The sequence below is a fragment of the Methanobrevibacter sp. genome (assembly GCF_017431965.1).
Lineage (GTDB): Archaea > Methanobacteriota > Methanobacteria > Methanobacteriales > Methanobacteriaceae > Methanocatella.
In genome coordinates this window covers 44,250-56,076 of sequence record NZ_JAFRKB010000050.1, presented here as the reverse complement: position 1 = coordinate 56,076, position 11,827 = coordinate 44,250, and the positions used below count along the sequence as shown (strand labels likewise).

Genomic DNA, 11,827 nt, shown 5'->3' with positions numbered 1-11,827 from the left:
TGATAAAATCGAAGATGCTGTTAAAAGAGGATTAAAAAGAGTTGAGTATTCCCCTGCTGCTAGTAAATTCATAAGATATAACTCAGAAAAGGCCAATATTGGAGTGCAGTTCTTCAATAATGGTATGGTTATACTGTCCACCTTTGCGCCTGAAGGCAGCGACGACATTGAATTTGGTGTCGGGCTAACAATGATGGCCCAAAGTAGAAGCAAATGCAACGTTGAGGATTCAGTTATTGTGGACTGCCACAACTCTTTTGAACCTGAAAGCGGCGAAGTGTTGCCTGGAAATGCAGAGGTATTCCATTTAATAGACGTGATTGATAAGATAGATCCTAATCAAGCCAAAAATGACCTGAAAGTTGGATGTTCATATAATTCCCTTGGAAACTTTGACAAACAGGAGGGAATCGGTGAAAGCGGTCTGAAGACCATGATAATTGAAGTCGACAATCAAAGAACAGCATACGTCCTATTCGATTCAAACAATATGGAAATCGGATTCAGACAGGAGATTATTGACGCGGTCAGCAATCTGGAAATAGATGAAATAGAAGTGATGACCACCGATACCCATACAGTCAATACAATTTCAAGAGGTTATAATCCTGTTGGAATCGTTAAAAGACCTGAAATAATTGAATATGTTAAAGCAAGCATTATAGAAGCAATAGACGATTTAGAAAAAGTTGAAGTTGGAACTGGAACTGAAAAAATTAGAAATCTTAAAACATTCGGTCCAAAAAATTCAACAGAACTAATTTCAACAATCAGTTCAGTTGTGGCTGTCAGTAAAATTATAGCTCCAGTTTTATTGATAACTTCATTGATAATAGCATTTATTTGGATATTCTTTGGGGGATTATAAATACATTACAAATAATGTATATGCAATAACCCATGTAAAGAAGAATGGTGATATTCCATCCCATAACCATTGGGAAAATCCGGAAATCTCATCTTCAGCAATTTTTTGACAGAATTGGCCGACGAAATATAATATAATCAATGCAATAAATCCTGCAAAAATTTCATTTTTAAATCCAAGCCATCCTAGAGTCAAAGCGGTGGAAATTATAGCTGAAATGAGACCTGCTATTATATGAATAGTTGTAACTTTAATAGTTGTGTCCATTTATATCCTCCATAATTAAATATATTAATATAATTTTAGTGATTATAATATATTAAAGTATTGTTAAATAATAAAAGGTGTTAGTATGAAAACAATGTCCAATGTTGACATTTATACAATTAGTGATGAATTAAACAAATTATTGAGCGGTGCAAGAGTGGATAAATCATTCCAGCCAACCAAAGATATAGTTGTGATGAGATTCCACGTTCCAGGAACCGGAAGGGTTGATTTAGTGATTCAATGCGGTTCCAGAATACATACAAGCCAGTATCCACTTGAAAATCCAACTAATCCACCAACATTCCCAATGCTTTTGAGAAAAAGGATTAAGGGAGCTCATGTTGAAAGCATAAAGCAACACAATTTTGACCGCGTAGTTGAAATCAAAGTGAAAAAAGACAAGTATTACACCATTATTGTTGAGCTTTTTGATAAAGGAAATATAATTCTATTGGATGATGAAAATAACATTATATTGCCTCTTAAAAGAAAACATTGGAGCACCAGAGATATAAGCTCTAAAAGGGAATATCTGTTCCCTGAAGAAAAAGGAATAAACCCAATCACAATAACTTCCGAAGAGTTTAAAGAACTGTTTGAAAATAATGAAAGTGACATTGTCAGAACACTTGCAAGAAACGGGCTTGGAAGCTTATATGCCGAAGAAATCATAGCAAGAGCAAATAAAATTGTGGCTACCGATAAAAATACTTTAAACAGCGAAATAACCGAAGAACAGCTTGACGCATTATATGAAGGATTCAAAAACCTGTTTGACAATCTGAAAAATGAGTCTATCAAACCTCAAATTGTAAAAAATGATTCCAAAGAGGATGTTGTTCCTCTCGATTTGGTGAAGTATGAGGATTATGAAAAAACACACTATGACTCATTTAATGAAGCCTGTGATGAATTCTATTCCCAAAAAGTAAATACTGACATAAAAGATATTAAGGAAGCTGCATGGAATAAAAAGGTAGGCAAGTTTGAAAAAAGATTAAATTTACAGCAAGAAACACTTGATAATTTTGAAAGGACCATCGCCGACAGCCAACATAAGGGAGAGGTAATCTATTCCAATTACACCATTATCGAAAACATGATTAATGTTGTTAATGCGGCAAGAAGTAAAGACTACTCCTTTAAGGAAATTGGAAAAACACTTAAAAAAGCAAAAGACGATGGGATAAAAGAAGCTCAAATTTATGAATCAATCGACAAGTTAGGAGTTCTGACATTAGATATTGAAAATACAAAGATAAACATCGATCCCAAATTAACTATTCCCGAAAATGCTGAAGTCTATTATGAAAAAGCTAAAAAAGCAAAAAGAAAAACAAAAGGTGCACTGATAGCTATTGAAAACACCAAAAGACAGCTTGAAGATATAAAAGCTAAAAAGGATATTGCAATGGAAAACATGTCCGTGCCGAAAAAGAGAGTCAAGAAAAATCTCAAATGGTTTGAAAAATTAAGGTGGTTTGTAAGCTCACAAGGCACTTTAGTTATTGGAGGGCGTGATGCAAACTCCAATGAGGGTGTAGTGAAAAAATATTTGGAACCAAATGATATTTATTTACATGCAGATATACATGGTGCAACATCAACTGCAATAAAATTAAATGGCAGTGAATTAAATGACCAGCTACTTAAAGAATCTGGTGAGTTTGCAGCATCCTTTTCATCTGCTTGGTCAAAAGGTTTCACATCTCAGGACGTATTTTGGATCCATCCGGAACAGGTATCAAAAACACCTGAAGCAGGAGAATTTTTACCGAAAGGATCGTTTGTCATAAGGGGACATCGAAATTATATCCGCGGTGCAAGGGTAAAATTAGCTATTGGAATTGTAGACTATGAGGGCAAACGCATTATGGCCGGTCCTATTGAAGCACTCGAGGCACATTGTGAAAATTTCGTTGTATTAAAACCGGGTTTTACAAAAAAAGAAGCTATTGCCAAAAAAATTATAAATAAAATTAATGAAAATGACCTGATAAACCTGGATGATATCATAAGAGTGCTGCCGTCTGGAAAATGCGATATCGATGAAGAGTATCATCAAAGAAAAAAATATGAAAAAAGTTAATCCTGATAATCTTCAGGATTAAATTCGAAATATTCATCCGGATTCATTACCACAATGTCAATGTTGGGATTAAACTGACTGACAAAATTTGCAAAAATTGCCGGGTCTTGCTCTATTGGCGGGAATGTGTTGTAATGCATCGGTATTACGACTTTCGGATTTAACCACATTGAAGCCAATGCCGCTTCGAAAGGACCCATAGTGAATTTATCGCCTATAGGAATTAAAACAATGTCCGGCTTATAAATTTCGCCAATAATAGTTTTCATGTCACCAAATAAACCAGTATCACCGGCATGGAATATTTTAGTGCCGTCTTCAAAAGTTATCAAGAAACTTGCAGGAACTCCACCCGGAACAGTATCCTCAACCACATCAATGTCTGAAGAATGCTTTGCTTCCAGCATTGTGAATTTAATATTTCGAAATATAAATGAACCGCCGATGTTAGCACTAATATTTCTAATACCCTGTTTAGCCAAAAAGAGTGAAATTTCGTGGATACAAGCTATTGGGGCATTAGTACTATTAGATATTTCCAAAGCATCACCAAAATGATCAGAATGTCCGTGAGTAAGTAGAATAATATCCGGGTTTAATTCCTCGACTGGAACTTGGCAAGATGGATTATTGCTGATAAAAGGGTCTATCAGAATTCTAACATTATCATCACTAATAATTTCAAATGCAGAATGACCCAACCATCTTATTTCCATTAAGCGGTTCCCCCAACACTGCCCATTATGATACTTTCATCTAAACTAGAAGCAATATCCCATGTTTTCTCAAAGTCTGCCCTGATGCTTGAAATTGAATTTCTATCATCGTAGATAGCTCCATATTCCACACCATTTTGGTTATCTGAAATAATCATTGCATGGGAGTCGTCAGTAATTAGGTTTACAGTATGAACTTTTGGAACAGTCCTGATGTGAACTCCTTGTTTTAAGAGTGAAGAAATTAAAAACATGTAAGACATGTCTGAAACATCAAATTCATCAATGATTACTCTTGAATATATAGTTGGAACCTGAGATAAAACCCTGTCAGATAAATCATTTAATGAAGGAATCTCCAGCATTATTTCTTTATTTACATTCACTGCCAACTCTTCAAAAGCATCCTGAGAAGTTACCAATCCTTCATTATGAATTACATAACTGTTAAGATTTGTTGGAATAGGGAGACTTTCAGGATTATTAATATCGATTTTAATGTCTCTAGGCGCACTAACCTCTTCAACGACAGGAGTTGGATGTTCAACAATAATCTCTTCAACAGGTTCTTCTTGAGATAATGCCCTTTTAATTTCTTCGGATTTATCTGTTTCAACAATAAACTCAGGAACATCCTTAGTGAAATAATCTTCCTCCCTCTTTTTAGGGGTTCTGGTAACTTTTAATGGCTTATCATAAGAAGGTGTGAAATCAAGCTGTCTGTCAAAATCGACCTCTTTTTCTTCTAATGGCATAACATTCAAAACAGCTTTAGGATTATCTTCAAAGGAATCCCTATAATAACCACCAGATTGAGATTCAGGATAATCATCAAGAACTAATTCCTCATAATCAACATCATCATATTCATTTAAATCCCTACGAACATTTAAAGGTTGACTTTTTTTTGCAGGTTTTCTTTCAAACCTATTAAACGCTTGGGGATTAAACTCATTAGAGTTAATAAACTCTTTTATGGCATTAGTAGTCCTATCCGCATTGGAATCGACAAAATAGCTGATAATTAATATTATTCCAAAAATTGCTATGATAAGACCAACCATTAATAAAATATCCAATAAATTATACACACTAGTCTCATATGCTATGAGAATACCTACTACAAATAAAATAAAACCTGAAACTAATTTTAATGTACTTCCCACGATTTCACCCTTATCAATTTTAATCACTCTATATTTAACTAATTATATTTTATCTACGACCCCATTAATAAACCTAATGGAAAAAATAGGAAAAATCAATGCAAAAAAGTAAAAAAGTATTACTTTTTTATAAAATAGTAATATTAATATAATAAAAAATCATAATATTAATTGGTGAAAAAAATGAAAAAAATGAAAACACTCCTCAAAGAAAACTCCGGCCAAGGGGCTGCAGAATACATATTATTGTTCGGTGGAGTAATTGTTATTGCCCTGTTAGCATTGACAATCTATCGATCATATATGGAAACTAGTGACAGAAGTTTAAAGGCAAAAGATGACATCATAGATGTCAGAAACACAATACTTGACAACAGGACTCATGTATAGAAAAAAATTAGACATCAAGGGACAAGGAAGTGCCGAGTTAATCCTGATAATCGGAGGATTACTTGTGATAATACTTCTAGTAGGCAGTTATATATCTGATATAACTAATAAAACACAAGCTAACCTAAAGGGTTTGCTAAAACAAGAAAGAGATTTTTTAATAAATAAAATTTGAAAATAGGGGAAACCCTATTTTCCACTAATTAATGCGTTTAAGATTTCGTTCCATGATTCAGAATTAATATTGTTCAATTTCATACTAGTTCTGTTTAATACTCTGATATTTTGTGGACATGCGGTAATACAAGCACCACATAAATTACAGAAGTCCAAATTGGTGACAGCCTTACCGTCAACAATTTCTACTGCATTACATGGGCAAACATCTTGACATGCATGGCAAGATTCGCCTTTACATATTTTTTCTTCAGCTTCATCTTCCACAATTTCAAGAGTTCCTTCAAATGGTTTTGTTATTGTAATTGCATCAACAGGACAAGTTTCAGCACACCATGAACAGTTTACACAGGTGTCTTCAAGAATGAAAACATCACCTGTAACTTCAGGAATCTCAATTTCATCAGCATACATACATGTAGCACAAACTTCTCTAATTGCATCTTCCGGACAGATTCTTTTACATACTCCACAGTAGATACATTTAGAAGTGTCAACTTCAATATTGTTATTTAATTTATCAACACTTGATGTTGCAATATTGCTAAGAGTAATAGCTTCAGCAGGACATAAATCCGCACAGAATGAACAGTATATACATTTGTCTTGATCGAAACTGATTTCTCCTTTAACTAATGATGAAACTTCAGGTAATGTTCTTTCGAATATGATTGAATCTCTAGGACATACTGAATAACATCTTCCACAATACATACATTCTTCATCGTCAATTTTAGATTCAACTTCCCATGATGGGTATGACTCTGATTCTTTGATATCTTCACCATCAATGGTTAATGACAATGAATCAAATGGACATGCCACAGAACATAATCCACAGAATACACAGGAATCACTAACAGAAATTAAATCCATTTCGATTAATCCTCTTGCAATTGGAACTAAAGGTCCTAATCTTAATGAAGAAGTAGGACAAGTGTCTACACAAATTCCGCATCCAACACATTTAGCATCATCATAAGCTAATTTACGATGCTCTTCTCCAACACGCTCTATACTAAACATAAAAATACCTCATGCTTTTGAAATAGCTTGATTTGGACAATTTTGGATGCATAAATCACAGTCATCACAATTTTCAGGGACTATTTTTACATCTCCATCCTCTTCAATGATTGCACCTTGTTCACAAAGTTTAATACATAATCCTTGTACAGGACAATTATCAATGTGACCACATGCATCAGGGTCTATTTTTACTGCCATATTTTCCACCTCAATAATTACATATAACTATTAAAAAAATAATTGATACGCTGTTTAAATATTTCTCGAAATGAATATATAAACATGTCGATTATTTTTTCGATTATTTGATGAAATTCCCATTTTGATTAATTTCGCCTCGCCTAATTCGTGTTGAGGAAATAGGAATGCCATCGTAAGCCAACACAAAACTTACTACAACAATATCAAGAGGTTTCATACCTTTAGAAATTCTAATATCATTTATTTCAAGTGCTGTAGGTTCGGTCTCTTCACTTACAACAATCGCTTCAAAATCACCATCATAAATAGTGGTCCCATAAGAATCTTCCAAAGGAACAATAGTAAAATCGGATTTATCTGAAAAGAAATACTTAAGATTTTTCATTCTTTCCTCACAAGAATCAATATCACCTTTTAAACCACCAAATGCATCTGAAGTAACGCCAATCTCCACACGTTGCCCAATTTCAAATGCGGTTGATAATAATTTTTTATGACCATCATGAAATTTATCAAAGGTTCCTCCAACAGCCACTTTTGAATATTTTTTAGAATTCATAATATTGTCCTAATAGCTTGTTAATTAAATTTTTATTAAAACTATTATAAATTATTAGCTATTTAATACGGGGATTAATGAAAAAAGTAGATAATTTTAATGATATATAATACATAATTATTATAGGAAGATAAATAAAAAAATAATAAAAGTTGATTTATATGATATATGAAAAAAATGCTTTTCAAAAAAACTATGAAAAGATTGACATACACTTCGGATTGGCATATCCTAATATCTACAAAACCGCTATGTCATCATTAGGCTACAATATTTTATATAATCATATAAATGAACGTGATGATACATGGTGTGAGAGAATAATCTATCCAAATACAAACTCAATCGAATCAAATACTCCCAGCAGATATTTTGATATAATAAGCTTTACTTTGCAGTTTGAAGAGGACTACTTCAATGTATTGGAAATGTTGAAAAATGCTGAAATTCCTCTTAAACGAAAGGACAGAAACGAAAATGATCCATTGATTATAGCCGGAGGCCCCTGTGCAACAGCAAACCCACTTCCATTATCTGATTATATTGACATTTTCATAATTGGTGAAGGAGAAGAGATAATAAACAATCTTTTAGATAAATATCTCGAAAGTCCAAACAGCAACTTAAAAAAATTTTTAGATGTTCCTGGAGTTTATATTCCCGAGTATAACAACAAAACCAAGATTGTTCTAGTCAATGATATGGATAACGCATATCACATTACAGAACCCATCATAAGCAGAAGTGATGATGAGGATTATCAAACCATTTTTAACAATACAATTATGTTAAACGTTTCGAGAGGATGCACCAGAGGCTGCAGATTTTGCATGGCAAGCTATCTTTACAGACCTACACGTGAAACGGATTATAAAACATTATTGAATATTGCTATAAAAAATAGGCAAAATACCGGTCTTAACAAAATAACATTGATTGGAGCTGCAGTGTCAGATTACAGTAATTTGGATTTGCTTACAGAAAACCTTGAAAAAGAGGGTTTTCAAATTTCAACACCTTCTCTAAGAATAGAGTCCGTTTCTAGAAAAACTTTGGAAACTCTAAAAAAAAGTGGACTGAAAACAATCACGCTTGCTCCAGAATCTATTGAAAGACTCAGAAAAGTAATCAATAAGGAAATTTCAGATGAAAAAATATTTTCTGTTATAAAAGATGCGGTTGACCTTGATTTTAAAATTAAATTATATTTTTTAATCGGAATACCTGGCGAAAATAAAGATGATATTAAAGATCTTGCCGAGTATATGAAAAAAATAGCTGGAATGCATAAAAGTATCAAAAATGTAAAATTCAGTGTGAACCCGATTATTCCAAAACCTCATACTCCACTTCAATGGGAAGGATATGATTTCAAGGATATAAAAAATAAAACCCGATTTCTTAAAAAGGAAATGCGAAAATATAACATAAAATGTGAAAGTCCTAAAAAATGTATGATTCAATATATATTATCCTGTGGAAATAGGCAAGTTGGTGAACTTATTGAAAAATCTTTAACAAATCAGCCCACATTAAAAGAATGGAGGGAACTGCTTCCACATTATGACATCAACGATGAACTGCCTTGGAGCAATATTGATGTTGGGATAAGCGAAAAATTCTTAAAAATAGAAAACAAAAGACTGAAAAACTTAAAGCAAACTCCCTGGTGTGAAACATCCCCATGCTATAATTGTGGAGCATGCGAAAAATAGTTACTGGAAAAAAAATAATTTACAATAATAATAAAAATAATAAAAATATTAAGAGAGGAAAAAATATGGTAAACCCTGCAAAAAGAACAAATTCAATTGAATTATCACAAATACGAAAAATGTTTGAAGTGACAAATCCCGATGCGATAAATCTGGGTATTGGAGAACCTGATTTTAATGTCCCTGAAAACATCAAACTTGCAATGAAAAATTCAATTGATAATAATGAAACACATTATACTTCAAATAAAGGAATAATTGAATTAAGAGAAGCTATTGTCGATAAATTCAAAAAAGACAATGGGATAAAAACTAATCCTGAAGATATCATCGTTACAGCCGGAGCCAGTGAAGGATTGTTCATGTGCACACAAGCATTTTTTGAAGCCGGAGATGAAATAATTCTACCAAATCCTAGTTTTTTATCTTATGAAGCATGCATAAATCTGTCCGGTGCAAAAATAGTTCCCGTTGACTGTTCCATGGATAATGAATTTAAATTAAAATCAGATGATGTTGTGGAAAAAATATCAAAGGATACGAAGGCTATCATGTTAAATTCACCATCTAATCCGACCGGGGCAGTAATGGACAAAGAAGACATAAAAGCAATTGCCGATTTGTCAATGGACCATGACTTTTTAGTAATTTCCGATGAAATTTATGAAAAAATAATTTATGATAAAAAACATTACTCACCCGCAAAACACAGCGATAATGTAATTACATTGAACGGATTTTCAAAAACTTATGCAATGACCGGTTTAAGAATAGGTTACCTGACCTCAAATGAGGACAATATTGAAAATCTACTTAAAATTCACCAATATAACATAGCTTGTGCCAGCACTACAGCTCAAAAAGGAGCTTATGAAGCATTAACCGGACCGCAAGATGAAGTCGTTAAAATGGTTAACGAATTTAAAAGAAGACGTGACCTGATAGTCAGCCGTTTAAATGAAATGGGATATGAAACAGTTAATGCCGAAGGGGCATTTTATGTATTCCCAAAAATTGAAGATGAAGACTTTGTTCAAAAAGCAGCGAAAGCAGGCGTGATTACAGTTCCAGGAGCTGCATTTGGATCAAATGGAGAAAAACATGTGAGAATGTCATATGCAAACTCCTATGAAAATATTGAAAAAGCTATGAATATCTTAGAAGAGAGTGTAGTTAATGGATGAGTTTAGAAGTAAAGCCGGGAAAAAAGCAGCTATAGTTGCACTCATTGCAAATTGCTTTTTGACCGTGTTTAATATAATTGTTGGAGTAATGTCCGGAAGTTATGCATTAATATCCGAAGGGGCGCATACTCTTTCAGATATGGTAACTACAATTGTAGCCTATACTGGATTCAAAATAGGCCAAAAACCTGCAGATGATGAACACCCCATAGGACATGGCCGTGCAGAAGCAATAGGAGGATTATTTATAGTTCTATTTTTGGCAATAGTGGCATGGGAGATTATGGGGGGTGCAATTGAAAAATTATTTAATCCTTCATTGATTACTACACCAGATGTGTTTGCAGCAATAATGGCAGTCATAGGAATATTTATAAACTATTCCGTTAGCCAATATATTATAGGAATCGGTGAAGAAATAAACAGCCCGGTAATTATTGCTGATGGAAAACATCAAAAAACAGACATTTTTTCATCAATAGCAGTTTTAGTCGGTGTTGCTGTTTCAAATATGGGTTATCCAATATTGGATCCAATTATAGGACTAGTCATCGGATTTTTAATTCTAAAAACTGCATATGAAATAGGGAAAGAAAATATTGACAACATCATGGGAAAAGTTCCCTCAAAAGAATTCATTGACAAAATAAGAGATGTTGCTAATAACACACCACCTGCTCAAAATGCGCATAACATCAAAGTAGATTATTTGGGTTCCTATGCAACAGTCTCATTACATATACAGCTTGATGGAAACATCACTTTAGATGAAACACATGAAATTGTACATGCTGTTGAAAATAACATCATGAAAGAGATTCCTGAAGTAAAATATGTTATGGTGCATGCATGCCCTCTCGGATTAGAATACAACCATACCCAAGAAATAGATGAATAATATTGAAAACGCCGGGACGGGGATTTGAACCCCGGTGATCATAAGATCATCGGATTAGCAGTCCGACGCCGTACCAGGCTGGGCCATCCCGACAACTAAAAAACAATTATAATAAGTTATATGTCAAAACTTATTTATAAACTTAATTATTTATATAAACGGCATGTTCAGAAGTGGACTAATCTCAAAAATATAAGTGATCTAAAAAACCCAACTCCACCCCGGGATTCTACAAGCATCGCATGTTAACAGTAGAGCTGCTCCCTTCCGGGCCTGACCCATTCCCATATCGAAGGTGACTAATTTTTACCCTCCAGTAAAAATCTCACCACCACCAATCCTGCAGGACGAGGTTTCTATGCTGTTTTTTCTAGGCTTATACTCTCTTAAAAAGCCGCCTTCTGAACTTCAACTGCACCAAAGGGGGTGTGTGCTTACAGAGGACCCCTAACCCTCCAGTCTAGCCAAGATTAATATTTGATTTTAATATTATATAAATGTTAGCAAAAAATACCAAATGCCCTCAAAAATAATAAATTAAATAAATAAAAAAAAGATTTTCTAG

The 11,827-nt window shown here is 33.6% G+C and carries 13 protein-coding genes, 1 tRNA gene and 1 other RNA gene; 7 read left to right on the top strand and 8 right to left on the bottom strand.

Translation table 11 applies throughout. From position 1 onward, the window contains the following. Window positions 1-868: DUF2070 family protein (locus tag IJI93_RS07580; RefSeq protein WP_292821804.1), on the top strand; the 868-nt coding region annotated here is incomplete at its 5' end. Here the strand turns inward: IJI93_RS07580 and IJI93_RS07575 are convergent. Continuing rightward, window positions 863-1,135, bottom strand: coding sequence for a hypothetical protein (locus IJI93_RS07575; protein ID WP_292821802.1), 273 nt, complete (start codon window positions 1,133-1,135; stop codon window positions 863-865). The two genes, IJI93_RS07580 and IJI93_RS07575, sit on opposite strands and share 6 nt — an antisense overlap. Window positions 1,136-1,220: 85 nt before the next feature. On the opposite strand from IJI93_RS07575, the gene rqcH reads away from it, so the two are divergent. Then, complete coding sequence (gene rqcH / locus IJI93_RS07570; protein WP_292821800.1) at window positions 1,221-3,227, top strand: ribosome rescue protein RqcH; 2,007 nt, start codon at window positions 1,221-1,223, stop codon at window positions 3,225-3,227. On the opposite strand, the gene IJI93_RS07565 is transcribed toward rqcH, so the two are convergent. Both IJI93_RS07565 and IJI93_RS07560 read right to left on the bottom strand, forming a co-directional pair. Then, entirely contained in the window at window positions 3,224-3,943 is a 720-nt protein-coding gene (locus IJI93_RS07565) for a metal-dependent hydrolase (protein ID WP_292821799.1), read from the bottom strand. The genes rqcH and IJI93_RS07565 overlap by 4 nt on opposite strands. Continuing rightward, on the bottom strand, window positions 3,943-5,109 hold the full coding sequence (locus IJI93_RS07560; RefSeq protein ID WP_292821798.1) for a hypothetical protein: 1,167 nt from the start codon (window positions 5,107-5,109) through the stop codon (window positions 3,943-3,945). Before IJI93_RS07560 ends, IJI93_RS07565 begins: the two co-directional genes overlap by 1 nt. Before the next feature lie 183 nt (window positions 5,110-5,292). Between IJI93_RS07560 and IJI93_RS07555 the strand changes: the two genes are divergently transcribed. Together IJI93_RS07555 and IJI93_RS07550 are read left to right on the top strand one after the other, a co-directional pair. Then, a complete protein-coding gene (locus IJI93_RS07555; RefSeq protein ID WP_292821796.1) occupies window positions 5,293-5,499 on the top strand; it encodes a class III signal peptide-containing protein in 207 nt (68 codons plus the stop codon). Further along, entirely contained in the window at window positions 5,459-5,674 is a 216-nt protein-coding gene (locus IJI93_RS07550) for a class III signal peptide-containing protein (protein ID WP_366513290.1), read from the top strand. Before IJI93_RS07555 ends, IJI93_RS07550 begins: the two co-directional genes overlap by 41 nt. A gap of 14 nt (window positions 5,675-5,688) precedes the next feature. On the opposite strand, the gene fwdF is transcribed toward IJI93_RS07550, so the two are convergent. The 3 genes from fwdF to IJI93_RS07535 form a co-directional block, all read right to left on the bottom strand. Further along, entirely contained in the window at window positions 5,689-6,702 is a 1,014-nt protein-coding gene (gene fwdF / locus IJI93_RS07545) for a tungsten-dependent formylmethanofuran dehydrogenase subunit FwdF (RefSeq protein ID WP_292821792.1), read from the bottom strand. A 9-nt stretch (window positions 6,703-6,711) separates the two neighbouring features. Beyond that, on the bottom strand, window positions 6,712-6,903 hold the full coding sequence (locus IJI93_RS07540; RefSeq protein ID WP_292821790.1) for a 4Fe-4S binding protein: 192 nt from the start codon (window positions 6,901-6,903) through the stop codon (window positions 6,712-6,714). Between the two features lie 103 nt (window positions 6,904-7,006). Continuing rightward, on the bottom strand, window positions 7,007-7,465 hold the full coding sequence (locus tag IJI93_RS07535; RefSeq protein WP_292821788.1) for a phosphopantetheine adenylyltransferase: 459 nt from the start codon (window positions 7,463-7,465) through the stop codon (window positions 7,007-7,009). A 161-nt stretch (window positions 7,466-7,626) separates the two neighbouring features. Here IJI93_RS07535 and IJI93_RS07530 point away from each other — a divergent pair, with 161 nt between their 5' ends. The 3 genes from IJI93_RS07530 to IJI93_RS07520 all read left to right on the top strand — a co-directional run bounded on the left by IJI93_RS07530 (window position 7,627) and on the right by IJI93_RS07520 (window position 11,262). Beyond that, window positions 7,627-9,180: a radical SAM protein gene (locus IJI93_RS07530; RefSeq protein ID WP_292821786.1), complete on the top strand. Its 1,554-nt coding sequence runs from the start codon at window positions 7,627-7,629 to the stop codon at window positions 9,178-9,180. A gap of 65 nt (window positions 9,181-9,245) precedes the next feature. Beyond that, window positions 9,246-10,364: a pyridoxal phosphate-dependent aminotransferase gene (locus tag IJI93_RS07525; protein ID WP_292821784.1), complete on the top strand. Its 1,119-nt coding sequence runs from the start codon at window positions 9,246-9,248 to the stop codon at window positions 10,362-10,364. Further along, entirely contained in the window at window positions 10,357-11,262 is a 906-nt protein-coding gene (locus IJI93_RS07520) for a cation diffusion facilitator family transporter (RefSeq protein ID WP_292821782.1), read from the top strand. The genes IJI93_RS07525 and IJI93_RS07520 overlap by 8 nt, the downstream gene beginning before the upstream one ends. Window positions 11,263-11,271: 9 nt before the next feature. Here IJI93_RS07520 and IJI93_RS07515 read toward each other — a convergent pair. Together IJI93_RS07515 and ffs are read right to left on the bottom strand one after the other, a co-directional pair. Continuing rightward, window positions 11,272-11,355, bottom strand: a tRNA-Ser gene (locus tag IJI93_RS07515). Window positions 11,356-11,419: 64 nt separating this feature from the next. Then, an RNA gene (gene ffs, locus IJI93_RS07510) (signal recognition particle sRNA) lies at window positions 11,420-11,733 on the bottom strand. Between the last annotated feature and the right edge of the window lie 94 nt (window positions 11,734-11,827).